The sequence below is a fragment of the Burkholderia sp. YIM B11467 genome, from assembly GCF_052952715.1.
Map to the genome: position 1 here is coordinate 733,461 of NZ_JBQVSQ010000003.1, position 25,186 is coordinate 758,646.

Below are 25,186 nucleotides of genomic sequence, written 5' to 3' on the forward strand. Positions count from 1 at the left end.
ATATGGCCCGCCTTTTCGGCAGGGTGCGACGGCGTCAGTGCGACGCCGCTTCCTTCTCGAGCAATTCGAGCACCGGCAGTGCCGCCGGCAGCAGCGGCGCGACGTCGACCGGCAGTTGCTGCCACACGAACGCCTGCCCTTCCTTGCTGTGCGGCTCGCCCGTCCAGCCCGTCACCTTGCAGAAATAAAGCCGCACGTACGCGTGCGGATAATCGTGCTCGAGCGTGTGCCAGCGATGGCTGGCCGTGACGACGATGCCGAGTTCCTCGTGCAGCTCGCGTGCCAGCGCGTCCTCGACGCTTTCGCCGGCCTCCAGCTTGCCGCCCGGAAACTCCCAGTAGCCCTCATACGGTTTGCCCTGCAGCCGCTGCGCGAGCAGGTACCTGCCATCCGGCTGCACCATCACGCCGACCGCCACTTCCGTCACCTTGCGGCCATCCGGCGCACGCACGGCGCCCTGTGCGAGATCCGCGCTCATACCTGCTCCTTGCGGCCCGACCAGTCACGTGCGAATTGCCACGCGACGCGCCCCGACCGCGAACCACGCTCGAGCGCCCACACGAGCGCGTCGCCGCGTGCGGACTCGATCTCCGCATCCTCGCAGCCGAAATGACGCAGCCAGTGCGCGACGATGCCGAGGTAGTCATCCTGCTTGAACGGATAGAAGCTGACCCACAGGCCGAAGCGCTCCGACAGCGAGATCTTCTCCTCGACGACTTCGCCGGGGTGAATCTCGCCGTCCGGGAGATGCTTGTACGACTCGTTGTCGCTCATGTACTCGGGCAGCAGATGGCGGCGGTTCGACGTCGCGTAGATCAGCACGTTGTCCGACTGCGCGGCGATCGAGCCGTCGAGCGCGACCTTCAGCGCCTTGTAGCCCGATTCGCCCTCCTCGAACGACAGGTCGTCGCAGAACACGATGAACCGCTCGGGGCGCTGCGCGATCAGATCGACGATATCGCCGAGATCGTGCAGGTCGTCCTTGTCGACTTCGATCAGGCGCAGCCCGTCCTTCGCATACGCGTTCAGGCACGCCTTGATCAGCGACGACTTGCCGGTACCGCGCGCGCCGGTCAGCAGCACGTTGTTGGCCGGCTTCTGCTGCACGAACTGCCGCGTGTTCTGCTCGATCAGCCCTTTCTGGCGATCGATGTTGTGCAGATCGCCGAGCGTGATCGACGATGCGGCCGGCACCGGCTGCAGGTAGCCGCGCCCCTGGCGCTTGCGCCAGCGAAACGCGTGGGCGGCGTTCCAGTCGACGGCGGCCGGCGCGGGCGGCAGCATCCCTTCGAGACGGCCGAGCAGCGCTTCCGCGCGCGTCAGAAACTGTTCAAGCTTGTCCATGTCGTTCGAGCGCTCCCGATCAGGAGCGGTAATCCGCGTTGATGCTCACATAATCGTGCGACAGGTCGCACGTCCAGACGGTTGCCTGCGCGTCGCCGCGGCCGAGCAGCACGCGGATCGTGATTTCGCTCTGCTTCATCACGCGCTGGCCATCCTCTTCCTGGTACGCCGGGTTGCGGCCGCCCGCCTTCGCGACGAGCACGTCGTCGAGATAGAGGTCGATCTTGCCGACGTCGAGATCCGCGACACCCGCATAACCGATCGCCGCGAGAATCCGGCCGAGGTTGGGGTCGGATGCGTAGAAGGCCGTCTTCACGAGCGGCGAATGGCCGATCGCGTACGCGATCTGGCGGCATTCGGCGACGCTCTTGCCGCCTTCGACCTGCACCGTCATGAATTTCGTCGCGCCTTCGCCGTCGCGCACGATCAGTTGCGACAGCAGCTGCGCGACTTCCGTCACCGCATCGCGCAGCGCCGCATAGGCCGGCGAATCGGTCGACGTGATCGCCGGCAGCGTGCTCTTGCCCGACGCGATCAGGATGAACGAGTCGTTCGTCGACGTATCGCCGTCGATCGTGATGCAGTTGAACGAGCGGTCGGCGACTTCCTTGACGAGGGTGTCGAGCACCGGCTGCGCGACGTTCGCGTCGAACGCGAGGAAACCGAGCATCGTCGCCATGTTCGGCTTGATCATGCCCGCGCCCTTGCTGATGCCCGTCAGCGTGACCGTGTGACCGTCGATCGCGACCTGGCGCGACGCGGCCTTCGGCAGCGTGTCGGTCGTCATGATCGCCTGCGCGGCGTCAAACCAGTTCGCGGCCTTGCGGTTCGCGAGCGCCGCCGGCAGCCCGGCCTTCAGGCGGTCGATCGGCAGCGGCTCGAGGATCACGCCGGTCGAGAACGGCAGCACCTGTGCCGGCTCGATGCCCGCGAGGCGCGCGAGTTCCGTGCAGGTCTCGCGGGTGTTCACGAGACCCGGTTCGCCGGTGCCCGCGTTCGCATTGCCCGTGTTCACGACGAGCGCGCGAATCCCCGCGCCGCCCGCGCGCACCTTCGCCAGGTGCTCGCGGCAAACCGTTACCGGCGCCGCGCAAAAGCGGTTCTCGGTGAACACGCCCGCGACCGTCGCCCCTTCGTCGACGGAGATGACCAGCACGTCCTTGCGATTCGGCTTGCGGATGTTCGCTTCCGCCCAGCCGAGCGTGACGCCGGCGACAGGATGGAGTTGGGCGGGATCGATCGACGGAAAATTGACAGCCATGGGGCACACCTGCCGGATGGAAAATGCCGGCACGTGCCGGCATCGATTGGAAGAACCGGCGGCCGCACGCGCGGGCCGCCGCAACTCACATCACTGATTCGAAGCTGCGAACGAAGCGGCACGCGTCACGCGCGCCGCCGTCGATCATGACAGCTTCCCGTGACAGTGCTTGTACTTCTTGCCGCTGCCGCACGGGCACGGATCGTTGCGACCGACCTTCGGCATCTCGCCGCCGGGGCCGCTGTGGGCCATCGCGCTGCCGACCATGTCGGCCGTCGCAGCAGCGGCCGCAACAGCCGCCCCGCTGGCCACCGGCGCAGCGGCTTCAGCGAACTCGGCGTGCTGGTACTCGACGTTCTCGAGATGGCCGCCGCGCTCCTCGATCTGCTCGGCCGCTTCCTCGAGCTGCTCCGGCGACTGGATCTGCACGTTCATCACGACCCGCGTGACTTCCTGCTTGATCGCCTCGAGCATCGCGGCGAACAGCTCGAACGCTTCGCGCTTGTATTCCTGCTTCGGGTTCTTCTGCGCATAACCGCGCAGGTGGATGCCCTGGCGCAGGTGATCGAGCGCCGCGAGGTGCTCGCGCCACAGGCGGTCGACCGTCTGCAGCATCACCGAGCGCTCGAACGCGCTGAACGATTCGCGGCCGACCATCGCGACCTTTGCCTCGTACTGCTCGTCGGCGGCCGTCATCACGGCGTCGAGAATCTCCTCGGCCGTGATCGACGTCGACTCGTTCACCATTTCCTGGATCGCGAGGTCGAGCTGCCAGTCGTTGCGCAGCGCTTCCTCGAGCTCGGGCACGTCCCACTGCTCCTCGATGCTGCCTTCCGGCACGAACTGGCGGACGACTTCGGCAATCACGCCGTGACGCATCGCGGAGATCGTCTCGGTGATGTCGTGTGCTTCGAGCAGTTCGTTGCGCTGCTGGTAGATGACCTTGCGCTGGTCGTTCGACACGTCGTCGTATTCGAGCAGCTGCTTGCGGATGTCGAAGTTGCGCGCTTCGACCTTGCGCTGCGCGGATTCGATCGAGCGCGTGACGATGCCGGCCTCGATCGCCTCGCCTTCCGGCATCTTCAGGCGATCCATGATCGAGCGCACGCGGTCGCCCGCGAAGATGCGCAGCAGCGGATCGTCGAGCGACAGGTAGAAGCGCGACGAGCCCGGATCGCCCTGGCGGCCCGCACGGCCACGCAGCTGGTTGTCGATCCGGCGCGATTCGTGGCGCTCGGTGCCGATGATGTGCAGGCCGCCCGCGGCCTTCACCTGCTCGTGCAGCGTTTCCCACTCGTCGTGCAGCTGCTTGATGCGGCGCGCCTTCTCGTCGGCGGGAATCGCGTCGTCGGCCTCGATGAACGCGGCCTGCTTCTCGGCGTTGCCGCCGAGCACGATGTCGGTGCCGCGGCCGGCCATGTTGGTCGCGATCGTGACGCGCTTCGGACGGCCGGCTTCCGCGACGATCGCGGCTTCACGCTCGTGCTGCTTCGCGTTCAGCACCTCGTGCGGCAGCCCGGCCTGCTTCAGCAGGTGCGACAGCAGCTCGGAGTTCTCGATCGACGTCGTGCCGACCAGCACCGGCTGGCCACGTTCGTAGCAGTCGCGGATGTCGCGGATCACCGCGTCGTAGCGCTCCTTGGCCGTCTTGTAGATCTGGTCCTGCTTGTCGATCCGCTTCGGAGGACGATTGGTCGGGATCACGACCGTCTCGAGGCCGTAGATCTCGTTGAATTCGTACGCTTCGGTGTCCGCGGTACCCGTCATGCCCGACAGCTTCGCGTACATCCGGAAGTAGTTCTGGAACGTGATCGATGCGAGCGTCTGGTTCTCGCTCTGGATCTTCACGTGTTCCTTCGCCTCGACCGCCTGGTGCAGGCCGTCGGACCAGCGGCGGCCGGCCATCAGGCGGCCCGTGAATTCGTCGACGATGACCACTTCACCGTTCTGCACGACGTAGTGCTGATCCTTGTGGAACAGCGTGTGTGCGCGCAGCGCCGCGTACACGTGGTGCATCAGCGTGATGTTCTGCGGCGCGTACAGGCTCTCGCCCTCGCCGATCAGGCCCCATTCGGCGAGCAGCCGCTCGGCCTTCTCATGGCCCGATTCCGTCAGGAACACCTGGCGCGCCTTCTCGTCGAGCGTGTAGTCGCCCGGCTTCTCGACGCCCGTTCCGTCGGCCTTCTCCTCGCCGATCTGGCGCTCGAGCAGCGGCGGCAGCGCGTTCATCCGCACGTACAGTTCGGTGTGATCCTCGGCCTGGCCCGAAATGATCAGCGGCGTACGCGCTTCGTCGATCAGGATCGAGTCCACTTCGTCGACGACCGCGAAATTCAGTGCCCGCTGCACGCGCGCGTCGGTCTCGTAGACCATGTTGTCGCGCAGGTAGTCGAAGCCGAACTCGTTGTTCGTGCCGTACGTGATGTCCGCCGCGTAGGCCTGCTGCTTCTGGTCGTGCTCCATGCCGGACAGGTTGATGCCGACCGACAGACCGAGGAAGTTGTAGAGGCGCGCCATCCATTCGGCGTCGCGCTGCGCGAGGTAATCGTTGACGGTCACGACGTGCACGCCGCGGCCCGCCAGCGCATTCAGGTACACGGGCAGCGTCGCGACGAGCGTCTTGCCCTCGCCGGTGCGCATTTCCGCGATCTTGCCGTAGTGGAGCACCATGCCGCCGATCATCTGCACGTCGAAGTGCCGCATCTTCAGCACGCGGCGGCTTGCCTCGCGACAGACCGCGAACGCCTCGGGCAGCAGCTTGTCGAGCGACTCGCCGGCCGCGACCCGCTGGCGGAATTCATCCGTCTTGCCGCGCAACTGGTCGTCCGTCAGCTTCTCGATCTGCGTTTCGAGCGCATTGATCGTCGTGACGGTCTTTTGGTATTGCTTGACGAGCCGCTGGTTGCGGCTGCCAAAAATTTTCTGGAGAAAACCGGTTGTCATCGGATCGGATCCTGCGTCGCAGCACCGGCGCCCGGCGCGTGTTGCGCGCCCCGACGCCCGAGCCTCGGCGGCTTAGCGAATTAGTGGACTCAAACGGTGAATTTTAGCACGCGGGGACGCGTGCGCCCGTGTCTCGGCCGGACGGGCATAACGCGCCGACGGCCGGGCCGACGGGGCGAAAGCCGCCCGTGCACGGGCCCGCGCGGGTACAATCGGCGTCAACGTCCGCGCGCGTGCGCGCCCGAAGAATGCCTCGATGAACCGATTTTCCAAGCGTTTCGGCCCGCTCGCCGCATATCGCCCCCAGCCCGTGTCCGAAGTGCTCAACCGCACCGACGCGTTTGCGGCGTTGCGCGTCGGCGTCGAACAGGTCGCGTCGCTGCAGCGCGATCTGTGCGCGCTGCTGCCCGACTATCTCGCGAATCATGTCGAACCGGGTTTCATCAAGGACGGCACCCTGACCCTCTTTGCCGCGCACAATGCGCTGGCCGCCCGGCTGCGGCAGGTCGAGCCGCGGCTGCTCGCCGATCTGCAGAAGCGCGGCTGGCCCGTCACGACGCTGCGCGTGCGCGTGCGTCCGAAAGACGCGCCGGAGCCTCCACACGTGAAGCAGGCGCGGATGACCTCGGTCGGCGCCTCCGCGTTGCGCGACCTCGCCGATCATCTCGAACCGTCACCGCTGCAGGCCGCGCTCGCACGAATGGCGGCACGGCACGGCGCGAAATCGCCGCGTTGAGCCCGCCGCCGGCGGTAGACCAATAATAAAAAAGCGGCCCGCAGGCCGCTTTTTTATTATTGGTGCCGAATGCCGCTCAGGCGAACGCCGTCTGCGCGTCGAACGCGAAGCCGCGCGGGGCGGCCTGCGGATCGTCGAACGTGACGACCTCGTACGCGTCTTCATGCGCGAGCAGCTCGCGCAGCAGCGCGTTGTTCAGCCCGTGGCCCGACTTGTACGCGGTGTACGACGCCAGCAGCGGATGGCCGATCACGTACAGGTCGCCGATCGCGTCGAGCATCTTGTGCTTCACGAACTCGTCGTCGTAGCGCAGCCCGTCGTTGTTCAGGATGCGGTACTCGTCGAGCACGATCGCATTGTCCATGCTGCCGCCGCGCGCCAGGCCGATCTCGCGCAGCATCTCTGCCTCGTGCGCGAAGCCGAACGTGCGCGCACGCGCGATCTCGCGCACGTACGACGTATTCGCGAAATCGACCTCGAGTTCCTGGCCCGTCTTGTCGACTGCCGGGTGCCGGAAATCGATCGAGAACTTCAGCTTGAAGCCGAAATACGGATCGAGACGCGCAAACTTGTCGCCGTCGCGGATTTCGACCGTCTTCTTCACCTTGATGAAGCGCTTCGGCGCGTTCTGCTCCTCGATGCCGGCGGACTGGATCAGGAACACGAAGGTCGCCGCGCTGCCGTCCATGATCGGGATCTCTTCGGCCGTCACGTCGACATACAGGTTGTCGATGCCGAGGCCCGCGCACGCGGACATCAGGTGCTCGACCGTCGACACGCGCACGCCATCCTTCTGCAGCACCGACGCGAGCCGCGTGTCGCCGATCGACATCGCCGAGGCGGGAATGTCGACGGGCGTGGGCAGGTCAACGCGCGAGAAAACGATGCCCGTGCCGGGCGCGGCGGGACGGAGCGTGAGCTCGATCTTGCGGCCCGAGTGGACACCAATCCCCACGGTCTTGACGATGGATTTGATGGTGCGCTGCTTCAGCATGGTGTTCTTCGTCTTGATTGAAGATGTCAATCAGGAGTTATATTCGATAGGTGGGATTATAGCGTAATTCCCTATTCAACGCTGTTTGAAACTGCGTATCAATCTGTTTCGGCAGTTTACCCGCGCCGATACGGGACGGGCCGATGCCCGGAACGGAGGCGTTTCCGGTCATCAGCCCGTGTTACAACTGCCCTGAGGCCGGTGAGCAGCGTTGCCGGAAGGCAACGGCGCACCACACGATCAGGACGTCAACGTCGCGAGAACACTCGCCGCATCGCTCACTTCGAATTTGCCTGGCGCCTCGACGGCCAGCGTCTTGACCACACCGCCGTCAATCACCATCGCGTAGCGCAGGGAACGAATTCCCATGCCACGCGCGGACAAATCCTGTGTCAGCCCCAGCGCATGAGTGAAAGCCGCGCTGCCGTCCGCCATCATGCGCACCTTGCCCGCGGTGTGCAGATCACGTCCCCATGCGCCCATCACGAATGCGTCGTTGACGGACACGCACCAGATCTCGTCGATACCCGCCGAGCGCAGTTGCTCGGCGTGCTCGACATAGCCCGGCACATGCTGCGCCGAGCAGGTCGGTGTGAAAGCGCCCGGCAATCCGAAGATCACCACCCGCTTTCCCGCGACCTGGTCGCGCACGCTGTAGGCGTTCGGCCCCAGCGTGCACCCTTCGCGCGCGTCGTCGATGAATTCGAACAATTGCGCGTCGGGCAGCGCGTCGCCCACTTGAATCATGGCTGGTCCCTCATAGCGATACGGTTTTTCAGCGTGTTGCGGACAGCACGGCCCATCCCGCCCCGCCGAAGCGAAGAGGGCACGTTTCCCGGCCCGGCGTCGTATCCGACGCGGCCTGTCGTGGTCCGTAGCATCCGTCACGCCGGCGATACCGCGGCGATTTCGCCGCGGCTTCGCCTGTGTTTGCGTCAGTCAGCCTGCTTGCGCAGGAAAGCCGGAATGTCGTAGGTGTCGACACCCTTCTCCTGCAGCGCCTGCACGTGCGATGCCGCGGTTTCGCGCGAATTGCGCCACACCGCCGGCGTATCGAGCGCGCCGTAGTCGGCCGTGCTGACGTGATGCGCCGGTGCATAACCGTGCGAGACCGCGCTGACCGGCTGGTTGTCCGTACCCGTGCGCAGCAGCGTCATCGGTGCCGACTGCTGCTTCTTCGCCGCACGGCCCAGACCCGTCGCCACGACCGTCACGCGCAGTGCATCGCCCATCGCGTCGTCGTACACCGCACCGAAGATCACCGTGGCATCTTCCGCCGCGTAGCTCTTGATCGTGTTCATCACTTCGCGCGTTTCCGACAGGCGCAGCGAACGGCTCGACGTGATGTTGACCAGAACGCCGCGCGCACCCGACAGATCGACGCCTTCGAGCAGCGGGCTCGCCACGGCCTGTTCCGCCGCGAGGCGTGCGCGATCGACGCCGGCGACCGTCGCCGTGCCCATCATCGCCTTGCCCTGCTCGCCCATCACCGTCTTCACGTCTTCGAAGTCGACGTTCACGAGGCCATCGACGTTGATGATTTCAGCGATGCCTGCGACCGCGTTGTTCAACACGTCGTCCGCGCACTGGAAGCACTTGTCCATCTCGGCGTCGTCGCCCATCACGTCGAACAGCTTGTCGTTCAGCACGACGATCAGCGAGTCGACGTGATCCTCCAGTTGCTGCGAACCTGCTTCAGCGACGCGCATGCGCTTGCCGCCTTCGAACTCGAACGGCTTGCTGACGACACCGACCGTCAGAATGCCCATCTCCTTCGCGATCTGCGCGACCACCGGTGCCGCGCCCGTGCCCGTACCGCCGCCCATGCCGGCCGTAATGAACACCATGTGCGCACCGCGCAGTGCGTCGGCGATGCGCTCACGCGCTTCTTCCGCTGCCGCACGGCCCATTTCCGGCTTCGCACCGGCGCCGAGGCCCGTATTGCCAAGCTGGATCACCGACGATGCGCGCGAACGCGACAGCGCCTGCGCGTCCGTGTTCATCACGATGAAGTCGACGCCCTGCACGCCGCGGTTGATCATGTGCTGTACGGCATTGCCGCCAGCGCCGCCAACGCCCACCACCTTGATGATGGTGCCGTTGGTCTCGGTTTCCAGCATTTCGAATTCCATGTTGCCTCCGTCAAGAGAATTACTGCTACTCGGCCGTTATTCGGCAGGAGATCGGGCAACCCCCTGTCGCGCGCCAGCCGCCGGCACCGGCGCGAATTTCGATTCGGTTCGTCAGAAGTTGCTCAGGAACCATTCCTTCATCCGCGAGAACACCTGCCCCGCGTTGCCGGACTGCACGGCGACCTTGCGGCCGCGCATGCGCTGAGCGCTGCCTTCGACGAGCAACCCCATCGCCGTCGAGTAGCGCGGANTCCGCGAGAACACCTGCCCCGCGTTGCCGGACTGCACGGCGACCTTGCGGCCGCGCATGCGCTGAGCGCTGCCTTCGACGAGCAACCCCATCGCCGTCGAGTAGCGCGGATTGCGCACGACGTCGGAGAGGCCGCCTGCATACTCCGGCGCGCCGATGCGCACCGGTTTCAGGAAAATGTCTTCGCCGAGCTCGACCATGCCCGGCATCATCGCGGCACCGCCGGTAATGACCACGCCGGAGCTCAGCAGTTCTTCGTAACCCGATTCGCGCACGACCTGCTGCACGAGCGAGAACAGTTCCTCGACGCGCGGCTCGATCACGGCCGCGAGCGCCTGGCGCGACAGCGTGCGCGGGCCGCGTTCGCCGAGGCCCGGCACTTCGACCATCTCGTCCGGATCGGCGAGCGCCTGCTTCGCGATCCCGTAGCCGACCTTGATGTCTTCCGCATCCGGCGTCGGCGTACGCAGCGCCATCGCGATGTCGCTCGTGATCTGGTCGCCGGCGATCGGGATCACCGCGGTGTGGCGGATCGCGCCTTCGGCGAAGATCGCGATGTCCGTCGTGCCGCCGCCGACGTCGACGAGCACCACGCCGAGATCCTTCTCGTCTTCCGTCAGCACGGCCAGCGACGACGCGAGCGGCTGCAGGATCAGGTCGTTCACTTCAAGACCGCAGCGGCGCACGCACTTGACGATGTTCTGCGCGGCGCTCACCGCGCCCGTCACGATGTGCACCTTCACCTCGAGGCGGATGCCGCTCATCCCGATCGGCTCGCGGACGTCTTCCTGGCCGTCGATGATGAATTCCTGCGTGAGGATGTGCAGCACCTGCTGGTCGGTCGGGATGTTGATCGCCTTCGCGGTCTCGATCACGCGCGCCACGTCGGTCTGCGTGACTTCCTTGTCCTTGATCGCGACCATCCCGCTCGAGTTGAAGCTGCGGATGTGGCTGCCCGCGATCCCCGTGAACACGTTGGTGATCTTGCAGTCGGCCATCAGCTCGGCCTCCTCGAGCGCGCGCTGGATCGACTGCACGGTGGCCTCGATGTTGACCACCACGCCTTTCTTCAGACCCTTCGACTCGCTCTGGCCGAGACCGATCACCTCGTAGTGGCCTTCGCCCTTCAGCTCGGCGACGATGGCCACCACCTTCGACGTGCCGATGTCGAGGGAAACCAGCAGATCCTTGTAGTCTTTGCTCATAAAGTGCTCTTGCGTGTGATCTCTCGTTACTTCTTGCGCTTGTCGGTATCGGTCAGGAACCGCATGCCTGCCGCACGAATTGCGAATCCGTTCGGATAACGCAGGTCCGCGTACTCGATGTCGTTGCCCCAGCGCTCCGTGACGGCCGGCCATGCGGCGACAAGGCGCTGGCTCCGGTCATGCAGCGTGTCGCTGTTGCGTTCCTTGCCCAGCTCCACCTGCATGCCGTTCGACAGCTTCACCGTCCACGCGTACCGCGCCGACAGCGTCACTTCTTCCGGCGCCGCCTTCAGCGGCGCAAACCATTTCCCGAAGTCGCGATACCGCGTGACGACTTCCTTCGCACTGCCCTCCGGGCCGTCGAACGCCGGCAGCTCCTGATCCAGCTCGCCCTGGTTCGCGGTGAACAGCTCGCCGTCGACGCTCACGAGCTGGTCGCTGCCCCAGGTCCCGAGCGGTTTGTACTCCTCGAGCGTGACAGCCAGCGCATTCGGCCACACCCGGCGCACGCTCGCATGGCGCACCCAGGGCATCTGCTCGAACGCGGCGCGCGCCGTGTCGAGATCGACGGTGAAGAAATTGCCCTTCAGCCGGCCGACCACGCCCGCGCGCACCGTCGGCGAGTTGATGTGCTCGGTGTCGCCGTCGATCCGGATTTCGCGCAGCGCAAACGTCGGGCGCTGGATCAGCCAGTAGCAGCCGGCCGCCGCCAACACGAGCAGCAGCAGCGCGTACAGCGCGCTGGCGGCAAGGTTGAGTTGGCGAACGTTGTTCCACATACGTCGTTCCGTTCCTGCGTCAGTCGTTGAGCGTGAGCGACAGCACCTTCACGACCAGCTCCGAATAGCTGATGCCGACCGCACGCGCGGCCTTCGGCGGCAGCGAGTGGTCGGTCATCCCGGGGGCCGTGTTCACTTCCAGGAAATACGCATTGCCTGCCGCGTCGAGCATGAAATCCGCGCGGCCCCAGTCGGTGCAGCCGAGCACGTCGAACGCGCGGCGCGCGATGCGCTTCAATTCCGCTTCCTGTTCGGCCGGCAGGCCGCACGGGATCAGGTACTGCGTATCGTCGGCGACGTACTTCGCGTGGTAGTCGTAGAACTCGCCCGCCGGCACGATCTTGATCAGCGGCAAGTCGAGATCGCCGGCGATGCACGCGGTGTATTCGCCGCCGCCCTCGATGCTCTTCTCGACGATCACGATCTTGTCGTGCGTCGCGGCTTCCTCGAGCGCGGCCGGCAGCGCGTCGGCCGTCTTCACCTTCAGCACCGCGACGCTCGAGCCTTCGCTCGCCGGCTTCACGAACAGCGGCAGGCCGAGCTTCGCGACGATTTCCGGCGCGCGCGCCGCGAGGTCGTCGCCGCGCATCACCGTCTCGAACGGCGGCGTCGGCACGCCCGTCTGCTGCCACACGAGCTTCGTGCGGAACTTGTCGAGACCGAGCGCCGACCCGAGCACGCCGCTGCCCGTGTAGCGGATCCCGTAGAAATCGAGTGCGCCCTGGATCTGGCCGTTCTCGCCGTAGCCGCCGTGCAGCGCGTTGAATGCGCGCACGAAACCCTCGTCCTTCAGCGCCGACAGCGGCCGCTCGGCCGGGTCGAACGGATGCGCATCGACGCCCGCGTCACGCAGGCCCTGCAGCACGAGGCGGCCCGAGGTGAGCGACACCTCGCGCTCGGCGGATTCGCCGCCGAACAACACCGCCACCTTGCCGAAACGTTTCGGATCGATCCCGCTCATGTCATCCCTTCTGTTGCGTGTTTTGGACGACCTTCGCCGGCACGCCGCCGATCGAACCCGCGCCCATCGTGATCACCACGTCGCCGTTCTGCGCGACCTTCGCCAATGCGTCCGGCACGTCGTCGACCGTCGCGACGAACACCGGGTCAACCTTCCCCACCGCGCGCAGCGCGCGCGACAGCGCGTCGCCGTTGGCCGTCGAGATCGCGGCCTCGCCGGCCGCATAGACTTCCGTCAGCACCAGCGCATCGACCGTCGACAGCACGTTGACGAAATCGTCGAAGCAGTCGCGCGTGCGCGTGTAGCGGTGCGGCTGGAACGCCAGCACGAGGCGGCGGCCCGGGAACGCACCGCGCGCGGCCGCGATCGTCGCGGCCATCTCGACCGGGTGATGCCCGTAATCGTCGATCAGCGTGTACTGGCCGCCGTCCGCGGTCGGCACGTCGCCGTAACGCTGGAAGCGCCGGCCGACGCCGTTGAATTCCGCCAGCGCCTGCTGGATTGCTTCGTCCGCCACGTCTAGGTCGGTCGCGATCGCGATCGCCGCGAGCGCGTTCTGCACGTTGTGCAGGCCCGGCATGTTCAGCACGACCGCGAGCGGGGCGCGCCCTTCGCGGATCACCGTGAAATACATCCGGCCGTCGCGCGCGTCGATGTCTTCCGCGCGCACCTGCGCGTCGGACGACAGGCCATAGCGCACCACCGTCTTCGAGATGAACGGGATGATCTGGCGCACGTTTGGATCGTCGACGCACACGACCGCGCTGCCGTAGAACGGCAGGCGCTGCGTGAATTCGATGAACGCCTGCTTGAGCCGCGCGAAATCGTGGCCGTAGGTGTCCATGTGGTCGGCGTCGATGTTCGTGATGACTTCGATCACCGGATACAGGTTCAGGAACGACGCGTCCGACTCGTCGGCCTCGGCGACGATGAAATCGCCCGTGCCGAGCCGCGCATTCGCGCCGGCGCTGATCAGCCGCCCGCCGATCACGAAGGTCGGATCGAGGCCGCCCGCGGCGAGCACGCTCGCGACGAGGCTCGTCGTCGTGGTCTTGCCGTGCGTACCGGCGATCGCGATCCCCTGCTTCAGGCGCATCAGTTCCGCGAGCATCACCGCGCGCTGCACGATCGGCACGCGCTTGTGGCGCGCGGCCAGCACTTCCGGGTTGTCCGAGCGCACGGCCGTCGACACGACGACCGCGTTCGCGCCCTCGATGTTCGCCGCGTCGTGGCCGATCGCGATCCGTGCGCCGAGCGCCTGAAGACGATCGGTCACCGCGTTGCGCGACAGGTCCGAGCCGCTGACCTCGTAGCCCAGATTGACGAGCACTTCGGCGATGCCGCTCATGCCCGCGCCGCCGATCCCGACGAAATGAATGTGTTTGACGATGTGTTTCATTGCAGTTCTTCCAGGTTCGCGCCGGCCGCCTTCGCGCACACACGCGCGACTTCTTCGGTGGCCTCGGGCTTCGCCAACGCGCGCGAACGTTCCGCCATTTCTGCGAGCGATGCCCGCGACTGGCCGCGCAGCCAGTCGGCAAGCAGTTCCGCCGACAGGTCGCGTTGTTGCACCAGCACGGCCGCGCCCGCATCGGCGAGGAACGCGGCATTGGTCGTCTGGTGATCGTCGACCGCGTACGGGAACGGCACGAACAGCGCCGCCACGCCCACCGCCGCGATCTCCGACACCGTCATCGCACCCGACCGGCAGATCACGAGATCCGCCGCCGCATACGCGGCCGCCATGTCGTCGATGAACGGCACGAGCCGTGCGTCTTCGCCGGCCGCGAAACCGGCCGCTTCATAATTCGCCTTCAGTGCGTCGATGTGCTTCGCGCCGGCCTGGTGCACGACGCGCGGGCGTTCGCCCGGCGCCAGCATCGCCAGCGCGCGCGGCACGACTTCGTTCAATGCGGCCGCACCGAGGCTGCCGCCGACGACCAGCACGTTCAGCGGGCCGCTGCGCGATGCATAGCGTGCTTTGGGCGGTTCCGTGCGCGCAAGTTCCACACGAATCGGATTGCCCGTCCATTCCGCGTGCGGCAGCGCGCCGGGGAACGCGACGAGCACGCGTTTCGCGAGTTTCGCGAGCACCTTGTTCGTCAGGCCCGCAATCGAATTCTGTTCATGCAGCACGAGCGGGCGCCCCGACAGCGCGGTCATCACGCCCGCCGGGAACGTGATGTAGCCGCCCATCCCGAGCACGACGTCCGGCCGCACGCGGCGCAACGCGCCGAGGCTCTGCCAGCACGCGCGCAGCAGGTTGAGCGGCAGCGTCAGCTTGGTCTTCAGGCCCTTGCCGCGCAGCCCGCCGAACCGCACATACTCCATCGGAATGCCGTGCTTCGGCACGAGCGTCGCTTCCATCCCGGCCGGATTGCCGAGCCACACGACGCGCCAGCCCGCCGCTTCCATCCGGTGCGCGACCGCGAGCCCCGGGAACACGTGGCCCCCGGTGCCGCCTGCCATCACCATCAGCGTGCGTCGCGACGCGGTCATACTTTCCCTCCGCGCATCAACACCCGGTTCTCATAGTCCACCCGCAGCAGCACCGCAAGAGCGACACAGTTCAGCAGAATGCCGGAGCCACCGTAGCTCACGAGCGGCAGCGTCAGGCCCTTGGTCGGCAGCAGCCCGAGGTTCACGCCCATGTTGATGAACGTCTGCGCGCCGAACCAGATGCCGATGCCCTTCGCCATCAGGCCCGCGAACGTGCGATCGAGCGCGAGCGCCTGGCGGCCGATCTCGAACGCGCGGCGCACGATCCAGTAGAACAGCAGGATCACGACCAGCACGCCGACGAAACCGAGTTCCTCGCCGATCACGGCGAGGATGAAGTCGGTGTGCGCTTCCGGCAGGTAGTTCAGCTTCTCGACGCTGCCGCCGAGGCCGACGCCGAACCATTCGCCGCGACCGAATGCGATCAGCGAGTGCGTGAGCTGGTAGGCCTTGCCCTGCGCGTAGCGTTCGTCCCACGGATCGAGATACGCGAAGATCCGCTCGCGACGCCACGGCGACAGCCATACCAGCATCGTGAACGTGCCGACCGCCGTCGCGACGAGGCCGCCGAACAGCTTGCCGTTCACGCCGCCCAGGAACAGCACGCCCATCGCGATCGCGGCGACCACCATGAACGCGCCCATGTCGGGCTCGAGTAGCAGCAGCGCGCCGACCAGGCCGACCGCGAACGCCATCGGCAGGAAGCCCTTCGCGAAGCTCTGCATGTATTCCTGCTTGCGCACCGTGTAGTTCGCCGCGTAGATCGTCACGGCGAGCTTCATGATTTCCGACGGCTGCATGTTGGTGATGCCGAGCGGAATCCAGCGGCGCGCGCCGTTCACACCCTTGCCGACGTGCGGGATCAGCACGATCACGAGGCTGACGAGCGCGATCAGGAAAAGATGCGGCGCGTACTTGTCCCACGTCGACACCGGCACGCGGAACGCAACCACCGCCGCGATGAACGCGACGACGAGCGACACGCAGTGGCGCATCAGGAACGCGTAATCGTGATATGACGCGTATTTCGGCGAATCGGGCATCGCGATCGACGCCGAATACACCATCACGACGCCGAGCCCGAGCAGCGCGATCGCCACCCACAGCAGCGAATAGTCGAAGTCGAGCATCCGCGAACGGCTCGGGCGCACGCCGTTGACGACGCTCGCGAGGCCGCCCGTCGCGGCGCGCGTGGCCGACGAGACGCGGCCGCCCGCGGCATTGCCGCCGGCATCGCGCCGGTCGTTGAAACGGGAGACGATGCGATCGGACCAGCTCATGGCGTCGCTCCTTTGTCGATGGCGATTTCGTCGACCGCCGCGCGGAAGACATCCGCGCGATGGGCGTAGTTCCTGAACATGTCGAGGCTCGCGCATGCGGGCGACAGCAGCACCGCGTCGCCCGGCTCCGCCAGGTCGGCCGCCGCGTGCACCGCGCCTTCGAGCGTCGCGTGGTCGGCGAGCGGCACGCCCGTTTCGGCGAGCGTGTCGCGGATCGCCGGCGCGTCGCGGCCGATCAGCATCACCGCGCGGCACCAGCGTGCGACCGGCGCGACCAGCGGCGCGAAATCCTGCCCCTTGCCGTCGCCGCCCGCGATCAGCACGATCTTCTGCGCGAGCCCGTCGAGCGCGGCAACCGTCGCGCCGACGTTCGTTCCCTTGCTGTCGTCGACGTAGTCCACGTCGTCGATCGTCGCGATCACTTCGACGCGATGCGCTTCGCCGCGGTATTCGCGCAGCGCGTGCAGCAGCGGCGCGGCCGGCAGGTCGATCGCACGCGCGAGCGCGAATGCGGCCAGCGCATTCGCCGCGTTGTGCAGCCCGCGAATCCGCAGCGCGTCGGCCGGCATCAGGCGCTTCTGCCCGATGTCAGGCGTATGCGCGGCGTCGCGCTTGCGCCGGCGGGTCGTCGCCACTTCATCCGGCGCGTCGCGATCGACGGCTTCCACCAGCCATGCGATGCCGTTGTCGCGGGACAGCCCGTAGTCGCCGTCCTGCGCCGGTTCGTTCAGGCCGAACGTGACCGTGCGCGGTGCGTCGGCCGCACCCGCGGCTGGCGCGAACTTCATCACGGCGGCATCGTCGCGGTTCAGCACGCGCGTCGTCGTTGCGCCGAAGATCCGGCCCTTTGCCTTCGCGTATGCGTCGAAGCTGCCGTGCCAGTCGAGGTGGTCCTGCGTGATGTTCAGGATCGCGGCCGCATCGGGCGCGAACGTGCGCGCGGTCTCGAGCTGGAAGCTCGACAGTTCGAGCACCCACACGTCGGGCAGCGCCGTTTCGTCGATCGCGCCCGCGAGCCGGTCGAGCATCGCGGGGCTGATGTTGCCCGCGACCGCGACCTTCTTGCCCGCGCGCTGGCACAGCAGGCCCGTGAGGCTCGTCGTCGTGGTCTTGCCGTTGGTGCCCGTGATCGCGAGCACCTTCGGCTGGTAGCCGCTCGTGCCGAGCGCGCGCAGCGCCTGCGCGAAGAATTCCAGTTCGCCCCACACCGCGATCACGCGCTCGTTCGCGGCCGCGACCAGCGCCGCGAGCGCCGGTTCGAGCGGCGACAACCCGGGGCTCAGCCCGACGATCTCGACACCGCCGTCGAGCAGCGCGGGCGCGAACGCCCCGCCGACGAATTCCGCATCGATGCCTTCGGCCTGCAGCGCGGCAAGGTTGGGCGGCGCCTCGCGGGTATCGGCAATGCGCAGCCGGCACCCGTGCCTCGCGCACCATCGCGCGATCGCGAGACCCGATTCCCCGAGCCCCAGTACGAGCACCATCGGCCGTTGCCGATCTCCAAACATCTCGCCAGACATCCTTGTTACCTTTCCTTTACCGCAGCTTGAGGGTGGTCAGACCGAACAGGCACAGCATCAGCGTGATGATCCAGAAACGCACCACCACCTGCGTTTCCTTCCAGCCGGACAATTCGAAATGGTGATGCAGCGGCGCCATCTTCAGCAGACGTCGCCCTTCGCCGTAGCGCTTTTTCGTGTACTTGAACCACGAAACCTGCAGCATCACCGACAGCGTCTCCGCGACGAAGATGCCGCCCATGATGAACAGCACGATTTCCTGGCGCACGATCACCGCGACCGTGCCGAGCGCGCCGCCGAGCGCCAGCGCGCCGACGTCGCCCATGAACACCTGCGCGGGGTGCGTGTTGTACCAGAGGAACGCGAGCCCTGCCCCGCCCATCGCGGAACAGAAGATCAGCAGTTCGCCCGCGCCCGGGATGTGCGGGAACAGCAGGTATTTTGAGTACACCGCACTGCCCATCACGTACGCGAACACACCCAGCGACGCGCCGACCAGCACCACCGGCATGATCACGAGGCCGTCGAGGCCGTCGGTCAGGTTCACCGCGTTGCTCGCGCCGACGATCACGAAGTAGGTCAGCACGATGAAGCCCCATACGCCGAGCGGGTAGCTGATCGACTTCAGGAACGGCAGCATCAGGTCGGCACGTGCCGGCAGCCCCATCGACAGGCCGCTGCGCACCCACGCCATGAACAGGTCGAACACGCGCACGTTGTTCGCCTCGGACACGCTGAAGGCGAGGTAGACGGCCGCGAACAGCCCGATCACCGACTGCCAGAAATACTTCTCGCGCGACGACATCCCGCGCGGGTCCTTGTGGACGACCTTGCGGTAGTCGTCGACCCAGCCGATCACGCCGAAACCGAACGTGACGAGCATCACGATCCAGATGAAACGGTTCGTCAGGTCGCCCCACAGCAGCGTTGCGACCGCGATGCCGATCAGGATCAGCACGCCGCCCATCGTCGGCGTGCCCGACTTGACGAGGTGCGTCTGCGGACCGTCCTTGCGAACGGCCTGCCCGACCTTCATTTGCGTCAGCTTGCGGATCACCCACGGTCCGCACACGAGCCCGATCCCGAGCGCGGTGATGGTGGCCATCACCGCCCGGAACGTGAGGTACGTGAACAAGCGCAAAAAGCTTGCGTCACCTTGCAGCCATTGCGCCAGCGCCAGCAGCATGCTTCCTTCCTTCTACTCAGTGTGCAGCGGGCGCCGTGCCCGCTGCGGGTTGGTTCGTCAGCGCGTCGACCACGCGCTCCATCTTCATGTACCGCGAGCCCTTCACGAGCACCGTCGCCTGCGCGCCGTAGCCCGCAGCGAGCAGCGCCGCCACGAGCGAATCGACGTCGCCGAAATGGCGAGCCGCGTCGCCGTATGCGGTGCACGCATCGCGCGATGCGTCGCCGAGCGCGAACAGCGCGTCGATTCCGCGCTCGCGCGCATACGCGCCGATCTCGCGATGGAACGCCGGCCCTTCGTCGCCGACCTCGCCCATGTCGCCGATCACCAGCACGCGCGGCGCCGGTTGCGCGGCGAGCACATCGATCGCGGCCCGCATCGAATCGGGATTCGCGTTGTACGTATCGTCGACGACCGTCGCGCCCGCGAGACTGCCGGCGCTCACCTGCTTCACCTGCAGCCGGCCCTTGACCGGCTCGAACGATTCGAGGCCCTGCCTGATCGCCGACAGCGCAACGCCGGCGCCCAGCGCTGCGGCCGTCGCGGCCAGCGCGTTGCGCGCGTTGTGCTCGCCGAGCGCCCGCAGCCGCACCGTGACGGCGCCGGCCGGCGTGTCGATCGCGAGCTCACCGCCATGAAGACGGCCCGTAACCTGCGCGTCGTTCTGCCGTTCGGCATCGTGCAATGCGAAATCGAGGATCCGGTTGCCGGTCGCCGCGACGCGCCAGATGCCCGCGTACGCATCGTCGGCCGGGAACACCGCGACACCATCCGGCGGCAGCGCGTGGATCACGGCCGCGTGTTCGAGCGCGACCGCTTCGACCGTCGCCATGAATTCCTGGTGCTCGCGCTGCGCGTTGTTGACGAGCGCGACCGTCGGCGCCGTGAGACGCGCGAGGATTTCGGTCTCGCCCGGGTGATTCATGCCGAGTTCGATCACCGCGAGACGATGCGCAGCCGACAGGCGCAGCAGCGTCAGCGGCAGGCCGACATCGTTGTTCAGGTTGCCGGCCGTCGCGAGCCGCGCGTCGGCGCCGACCGCCGCCGCGAAGATCGACGCGATCATTTCCTTGACGGTCGTCTTGCCGTTGCTGCCCGTCACCGCGACGAGCGGCAGCGGGAATCGCTTGCGCCAGCCGTGTGCGAGCGCGCCGAGCGCGGCACGCGTTTCGCCGCCCTCGATCGCCGGCATCGCGACACCCGCCGGCAGGTGCGCGACGAGCGCCGCGGCAGCACCACGCATGGCGACGTCGCCGAGGAAGTCGTGCGCATCGAAACGCTCGCCTTTCAGCGCGACGAACAGGTCGCCCGGGCCGACCGTGCGGCTGTCCGTCGACACGCGGTCGAACGTGACGCCCGCATCACCGTGGACGGTTGCGCCGGGAATCAGGCGAGCGGCTTCGCCGAGACTGAGCATCGTCATTCGCCGCCTCCCTTGCCGTGCGTCGCACGCGCCGCAAGCGCAAGCCGTGCGTGATCCTGGTCGGAGAATGTGCGCTTCTTGCCCATGATTTCCTGCGTTGCCTCGTGGCCCTTGCCGGCCAGCACGACGACATCCTCGCGTGCGGCGCCGCGCACGGCCTGCAGGATCGCGCTCGCGCGATCCTCGATCCGGCGTGCGCGATCCGGCGCGGTCATGCCGGCGACGATCTGGTCGATGATGCGCTGCGGATCTTCGCTGCGCGGGTTGTCGCTCGTGACGACGGTTTCGTCGGCGAGCCGTTCCGCGATCGCGCCCATCAGCGGCCGCTTCGTTGCATCGCGATCGCCGCCGCAGCCAAACATGCAGACGAGCCGGCCGCCGCGCGCCGCGGTGATCGGACGCAGCGCGTCGAGCGTCTTTTCGAGTGCGTCGGGCGTGTGCGCGTAGTCGATCACAACGAGCGGTTCGTCGTTCTGCAGCCGGCCGCCGAGCCGCTGCATCCGGCCGTTGACCGACTCGAGCCGTGCGATCTCGGCGATCGCCGCGTCGAACGGCACATCGGCCGCGAGCAGCGAGCCGAGCACGGCGAGCAGGTTGCTGACGTTGAACGTGCCGAGCGTGCCGACTTCGACGTCGGCATCGCCCCACGACGAACGCAGGCGGAATGCCGTGCCGGTCGCGGTGGCGCGCACGTCGAGCGCGACCAGTTCGCGATCGGCGTCGGGCGCCTGCGCGTCGCCGATCCCGTACGCGATGGTGCGCACGCGACCGGCCAGCTTCTCGAGCAGGCGCCGGCCAGCCGCGTCGTCACGGTTGACGACCGCGGTGCGCAGGCCGCGCCATGCGAACAGCTTCGCCTTCGCGGCCTCGTATGCGTCGAACGTGCCGTGATAGTCGAGGTGATCCTGCGTGAGGTTCGTAAACACCGCGATGTCGAAGGCCGTCCCGTTCACGCGCCCCTGGTGCAGCGCGTGCGACGACACCTCCATCGCCACGGCCTTCGCGCCCGCGTCGCGCAACTGCGCGAGACTGCGCTGCAGCTGCGGCGCGTCGGGGGTCGTGAAGCCCGTCGGCACGAGCTGGCCGGGCATCCCGCTGCCGAGCGTGCCGATCACCGCGCACGGCTGGTGCAGCGCCGTCAGCGCGGTGGCGATCCAGTGCGTGCACGACGTCTTGCCGTTCGTGCCGGTTACGCCCACCGCGAGCAGGCTGTCGCTCGGATCGCCGTACCAGCCGCTGGCGATCTCGCCGGCGAGCTGGTCGAGCGCCGGCACCGCGAGCGCGACGGGCACGGCCGGCGCGGCGGCCAGCCCTTCCGGTTGATACACCACGGCAACCGCGCCGCGTGCAACGGCGTCGACGATGAACGCGCGGTTATCCGCCCCGTCGACCGCATACGCCAGAAACACGTCGCCGGCCTTGAGGCTGCGCGTGTCGGCATGCAGTTGCGCTGCGGGGGTCACATGCTGACGCAGCCACGCAAGCGCGGCTGCGATCTGCTGATGCGCCGGATGGGAACTGCGGGCGGCGCTCATCGAACAACTCCTGGTGAATTACGCGTCGTGCTGGACACGATCATATGCTTCGCACCGCCACCTGCGGCCAGCTTTTGCGGCCCCGATGCGGCGGGTGCTGCCGGCGAATCGTCAGACACGACGAGCTGCTTGATCGGCATGTTCGGCGGTACGTTCAGCGCGCGCATCGTGTCGCCGGCGATCGCCGAGAATACGGGGCCCGACACCGCGCCACCGAAGTGGCTGCCGGCGGTCGGCTCGTCGACCGATACGGCGATGACGACGCGCGGATTCGGCATCGGCGCCATCCCGACGAACGACGCGCGATACTTGCGCGTGTAGCCATGGCCTTCATGCTTGTACGCGGTACCGCTCTTGCCGCCGACGCGATAGCCCGGCACGGCCGCATCCGGCGACGTGCCGCCCGGCGAGACCACCGTCTCGAGCATCGCGCGCACTTCGCGCGCGGTGGTCGGGTTGAACACCTGCGTGCCCGTCACCTGCTGATTGGGGTCGGTCTTGAAAATGGTCACGGGCATCAGCTCGCCGTCATGCGCGATCGCCGTGTACGCACGGGCGAGCTGGAACAGCGACACCGACAGGCCGTAGCCATACGACATCGTCGCCTGCTCGATGCGGCGCCAGCTCTTCCACGGCCGCAGGCGGCCGGCCACCGCGCCCGGGAAACCAACCTTCGGTGCCTGGCCGAGACCGATGCTCGTATACATATTCCACATTTCCTCGGGCCGCATCGTCATCGCGATCTTCGTCGCGCCGATGTTGCTCGATTTCTGGATCACGCCGCCGACCGTCAGCGTGCCGAAGCCCGCGTCGTCGGTGATCGGCGCGCCGTCGAGCACGAAATGCCCGTTACCCGTCTCGACGAGCGTGTTCGGCGTCACGCGATGCAGATCGAGCGCGAGCGACACCGTGAACGGCTTCATGATCGAACCCGGTTCGAACACGTCGGTCATGATCCGGTTGCGCAACTGCTCGCCCGTCATGCGCGAGCGGTCGTTCGGGTTGTACGTCGGGTAGTTGACGAGCGCGAGCACCTCGCCGGTACGCACGTCGACGACCATCGCCGCACCGGCCTTCGCCTTGAACTTGTCGACGGCGGCCTTCAGGTTCGCGTACGCGATGTACTGGATCTTGCTGTCGATCGACAGGTCGACGTCGGTTCCGTTGTGCGGCGGGATCTGCTCGGCGACGTCCTCGACGATGTGCCCCATCCGGTCCTTGATCACGCGACGCACACCCGACGTGCCGGACAGCATCTTCTGGTCGCCGAGCTCGACGCCCTCCTGTCCTTCGTCCTCGACGTTCGTGAAGCCGATCAGGTGAGCGGTGATCTCGCCTTCCGGATAGAAGCGCTTGTATTCGTTGCGCTGGTAGACGCCCGGGATGTCGAGTGCGGCGACCTTGTCCGCGACGTCGATCGGCACCTGGCGCTTCACGTAGACGAAACCCTTGTCTTCCGACAGCTTCACGCGCAGTTCCTTCGGCGTCATGCCGAGGAGCTTGCCGAGCTGGTTGACCTTGTCGGCGTCGAGATCGTCCGGCACGGCGTCGGGAATCGCCCAGATCGCGCGCACGGGCAGGCTCGTCGCGAGCACGAGCCCGTTACGGTCGAGGATTTTGCCGCGCGTCGCGGGCAGTTCGATCGTGCGCTGGTAGCGGCTCTCGCCCTGCTTCTGGTAGAACGCGTTGCCGGGCCCCTGGATCCAGAACGCCCGCGCGGCCAGCGCGACGAACGCCATGAACAGCATGAACACGACGAACTTCGAGCGCCACATCGGCAGATGCACGCCCAGCACGGGGCTCGACGAGAATTTCACGTTCTGGCGCTTCGGGGACGGCTTCATTGCGCGCCTCCCTTGCCCTTGCCGGTCGTATCGGCCGAAGCCGGGATCGGCGCGTCGATCGCCTTCGCGGCGCCCGGCGCCAGCGTCAGGTATTGCGTGCGACCGGTCGTGATCGCCTGCATCTTCAGCGAATCGTTCGCGAGCTGCTCGATGCGCGACGTCTTCGACAGCGCGCTCTGCTGATATTGAAGCTGCGCGTAGTCCTGCTGGAGCTGATGCTCCTGCGACTGCGCGCGCTGCAACTGGATGAAGATCTGGCGCTGCTGGTTGGTCGAGTTGACGACCGACAGCGCGCAACCCATCACGATGATCAGCAGGAAGATGTTGAAGCGGCTCATGGCGTGACGCGCTCCGCAATGCGCATCACGGCGGACCGGGCGCGCGGATTCGCGGCGACTTCCGCTTCACTCGGAAACTGGCGGCTGATGATCTTGAGCGGCGGGCTCGGGAGGTCGACGGCACGGATCGGCAGGCGACGATCGACCGCAGGCGCACTCGCGTGCGCCTGCATGAATCGCTTGACGATCCGGTCCTCGAGTGAATGAAAGCTGATGACCACCAGCCGCCCCCCTTGCTCCAGCAACGACAGTGCCGCGTCTAGTACGACTTGCAGGTCCGCAAGCTCTTGATTGACGTGAATCCGTATAGCCTGAAAGGTGCGGGTTGCCGGATCCTTGCCCTTCTCACGGGTTTTGACGACGTGACCCACGATTTGGGCAAGCTCGCCCGTGGTGTCGAGAGGCCCAAGACGGTCGGACTCTGCCCGGCGAGCAACAAGCGCCTTTGCAATCTGAAAAGCAAACCGTTCTTCCCCATAATCTCGTATCACCTCCGTCAATTCCTGCACCGAAACCCGCGCGAGCCATTCGGCCGCCGACTCGCCGCGCGTCGGATCCATTCGCATGTCCAGCGGACCATCGGCGCGGAAGCTGAAGCCGCGCGCCGGATCGTCCACCTGCGGCGAGGACACGCCCAGGTCAAGCAACACACCCGACACCTTCTCGACGCCGCGCGCCGCAAGCGCGTCGCGCATCGATGCAAAGCTGTCATGCACGATCGAGAAGCGCGCATCCTCGATGCCCTGCGCCGTCTCGATCGCTCTCGGATCCTTGTCGAACGCGATCAGCCGCCCGTCCGCCGCCAGCCGCGCGAGCACCGCACGGCTATGGCCGCCGCGCCCGAACGTACCGTCGACATAAATGCCGTCCGGGCGCGTCACGAGCGACTCGACCGCCTCGTCCAACAGCACTGTCCGATGCTGCAATTCGTTTCCCATCGCGGGCGTCTCCGTCAC

The 25,186-nt window shown here is 66.8% G+C and carries 21 protein-coding genes; 1 reads left to right on the forward strand and 20 read right to left on the reverse strand.

The genetic code is table 11. The features are described from left to right. Positions 1 to 34: 34 nt before the first annotated feature. From ACTRWB_RS15355 to secA, 4 genes are all read right to left on the reverse strand, one after another. Positions 35 to 478: an NUDIX domain-containing protein gene (locus ACTRWB_RS15355; protein ID WP_048251134.1), complete on the reverse strand. Its 444-nt coding sequence runs from the start codon at positions 476 to 478 to the stop codon at positions 35 to 37. Beyond that, positions 475 to 1,344: an ATP-binding protein gene (locus tag ACTRWB_RS15360; RefSeq protein WP_446902361.1), complete on the reverse strand. Its 870-nt coding sequence runs from the start codon at positions 1,342 to 1,344 to the stop codon at positions 475 to 477. The genes ACTRWB_RS15355 and ACTRWB_RS15360 overlap by 4 nt, the downstream gene beginning before the upstream one ends. Positions 1,345 to 1,363: 19 nt before the next feature. Continuing rightward, positions 1,364 to 2,605, reverse strand: coding sequence for a bifunctional glutamate N-acetyltransferase/amino-acid acetyltransferase ArgJ (gene argJ, locus ACTRWB_RS15365; RefSeq protein WP_446902362.1), 1,242 nt, complete (start codon positions 2,603 to 2,605; stop codon positions 1,364 to 1,366). A gap of 144 nt (positions 2,606 to 2,749) precedes the next feature. Next, complete coding sequence (secA, locus tag ACTRWB_RS15370) at positions 2,750 to 5,548, reverse strand: preprotein translocase subunit SecA (RefSeq protein ID WP_446902363.1); 2,799 nt, start codon at positions 5,546 to 5,548, stop codon at positions 2,750 to 2,752. A gap of 256 nt (positions 5,549 to 5,804) precedes the next feature. Between secA and ACTRWB_RS15375 the strand changes: the two genes are divergently transcribed. Further along, positions 5,805 to 6,284: a DciA family protein gene (locus ACTRWB_RS15375; RefSeq protein WP_446902364.1), complete on the forward strand. Its 480-nt coding sequence runs from the start codon at positions 5,805 to 5,807 to the stop codon at positions 6,282 to 6,284. A gap of 76 nt (positions 6,285 to 6,360) precedes the next feature. Here ACTRWB_RS15375 and lpxC read toward each other — a convergent pair whose 3' ends face one another. The 16 genes from lpxC to rsmH all read right to left on the reverse strand — a co-directional run bounded on the left by lpxC (position 6,361) and on the right by rsmH (position 25,168). Beyond that, positions 6,361 to 7,278 carry a UDP-3-O-acyl-N-acetylglucosamine deacetylase gene (lpxC, locus tag ACTRWB_RS15380; RefSeq protein WP_048251129.1) on the reverse strand — a complete coding sequence of 306 codons (918 nt, stop codon included), beginning with the start codon at positions 7,276 to 7,278 and terminating at the stop codon, positions 6,361 to 6,363. A 240-nt stretch (positions 7,279 to 7,518) separates the two neighbouring features. Then, positions 7,519 to 8,025: a peroxiredoxin gene (locus tag ACTRWB_RS15385; protein ID WP_048251128.1), complete on the reverse strand. Its 507-nt coding sequence runs from the start codon at positions 8,023 to 8,025 to the stop codon at positions 7,519 to 7,521. A gap of 188 nt (positions 8,026 to 8,213) precedes the next feature. After that, entirely contained in the window at positions 8,214 to 9,410 is a 1,197-nt protein-coding gene (ftsZ, locus tag ACTRWB_RS15390) for a cell division protein FtsZ (protein ID WP_021159911.1), read from the reverse strand. A gap of 111 nt (positions 9,411 to 9,521) precedes the next feature. After that, a complete protein-coding gene (ftsA, locus tag ACTRWB_RS15395) occupies positions 9,522 to 10,865 on the reverse strand; it encodes a cell division protein FtsA (RefSeq protein WP_446902365.1) in 1,344 nt (447 codons plus the stop codon). A 26-nt stretch (positions 10,866 to 10,891) separates the two neighbouring features. Beyond that, positions 10,892 to 11,644 carry a cell division protein FtsQ/DivIB gene (locus ACTRWB_RS15400; RefSeq protein WP_129513639.1) on the reverse strand — a complete coding sequence of 251 codons (753 nt, stop codon included), beginning with the start codon at positions 11,642 to 11,644 and terminating at the stop codon, positions 10,892 to 10,894. A 19-nt stretch (positions 11,645 to 11,663) separates the two neighbouring features. Continuing rightward, positions 11,664 to 12,605 carry a D-alanine--D-alanine ligase gene (locus ACTRWB_RS15405; RefSeq protein ID WP_048251126.1) on the reverse strand — a complete coding sequence of 314 codons (942 nt, stop codon included), beginning with the start codon at positions 12,603 to 12,605 and terminating at the stop codon, positions 11,664 to 11,666. 1 nt (position 12,606) lies between these two features. After that, a complete protein-coding gene (gene murC, locus ACTRWB_RS15410; protein WP_446902366.1) occupies positions 12,607 to 14,004 on the reverse strand; it encodes a UDP-N-acetylmuramate--L-alanine ligase in 1,398 nt (465 codons plus the stop codon). After that, entirely contained in the window at positions 14,001 to 15,104 is a 1,104-nt protein-coding gene (gene murG / locus ACTRWB_RS15415) for an undecaprenyldiphospho-muramoylpentapeptide beta-N-acetylglucosaminyltransferase (protein ID WP_129513637.1), read from the reverse strand. Before murG ends, murC begins: the two co-directional genes overlap by 4 nt. Continuing rightward, the gene (gene ftsW, locus ACTRWB_RS15420; protein ID WP_048251123.1) at positions 15,101 to 16,384 is read right to left on the reverse strand and encodes a putative lipid II flippase FtsW; all 1,284 of its coding nucleotides are present in this window, start codon (positions 16,382 to 16,384) and stop codon (positions 15,101 to 15,103) included. The genes murG and ftsW overlap by 4 nt, the downstream gene beginning before the upstream one ends. Continuing rightward, positions 16,381 to 17,892, reverse strand: a complete 1,512-nt coding sequence (murD, locus tag ACTRWB_RS15425) for a UDP-N-acetylmuramoyl-L-alanine--D-glutamate ligase (RefSeq protein WP_446902367.1) — start codon at positions 17,890 to 17,892, stop codon at positions 16,381 to 16,383. The genes ftsW and murD overlap by 4 nt, the downstream gene beginning before the upstream one ends. Positions 17,893 to 17,920: 28 nt before the next feature. Then, positions 17,921 to 19,090 (reverse strand): phospho-N-acetylmuramoyl-pentapeptide-transferase, encoded by a 1,170-nt coding sequence (mraY, locus tag ACTRWB_RS15430; RefSeq protein ID WP_006477019.1) that lies wholly within the window; start codon positions 19,088 to 19,090, stop codon positions 17,921 to 17,923. 16 nt (positions 19,091 to 19,106) lie between these two features. Continuing rightward, positions 19,107 to 20,513 carry a UDP-N-acetylmuramoyl-tripeptide--D-alanyl-D-alanine ligase gene (locus ACTRWB_RS15435; protein WP_446902368.1) on the reverse strand — a complete coding sequence of 469 codons (1,407 nt, stop codon included), beginning with the start codon at positions 20,511 to 20,513 and terminating at the stop codon, positions 19,107 to 19,109. After that, positions 20,510 to 22,048 (reverse strand): UDP-N-acetylmuramoyl-L-alanyl-D-glutamate--2,6-diaminopimelate ligase, encoded by a 1,539-nt coding sequence (locus ACTRWB_RS15440; RefSeq protein WP_446902369.1) that lies wholly within the window; start codon positions 22,046 to 22,048, stop codon positions 20,510 to 20,512. Before ACTRWB_RS15440 ends, ACTRWB_RS15435 begins: the two co-directional genes overlap by 4 nt. Further along, on the reverse strand, positions 22,045 to 23,892 hold the full coding sequence (locus ACTRWB_RS15445) for a peptidoglycan D,D-transpeptidase FtsI family protein (protein WP_129513633.1): 1,848 nt from the start codon (positions 23,890 to 23,892) through the stop codon (positions 22,045 to 22,047). Before ACTRWB_RS15445 ends, ACTRWB_RS15440 begins: the two co-directional genes overlap by 4 nt. Then, on the reverse strand, positions 23,889 to 24,230 hold the full coding sequence (gene ftsL, locus ACTRWB_RS15450; protein WP_048251118.1) for a cell division protein FtsL: 342 nt from the start codon (positions 24,228 to 24,230) through the stop codon (positions 23,889 to 23,891). The genes ACTRWB_RS15445 and ftsL overlap by 4 nt, the downstream gene beginning before the upstream one ends. Continuing rightward, the gene (gene rsmH / locus ACTRWB_RS15455; protein WP_048251117.1) at positions 24,227 to 25,168 is read right to left on the reverse strand and encodes a 16S rRNA (cytosine(1402)-N(4))-methyltransferase RsmH; all 942 of its coding nucleotides are present in this window, start codon (positions 25,166 to 25,168) and stop codon (positions 24,227 to 24,229) included. Before rsmH ends, ftsL begins: the two co-directional genes overlap by 4 nt. Positions 25,169 to 25,186: the final 18 nt, after the last annotated feature.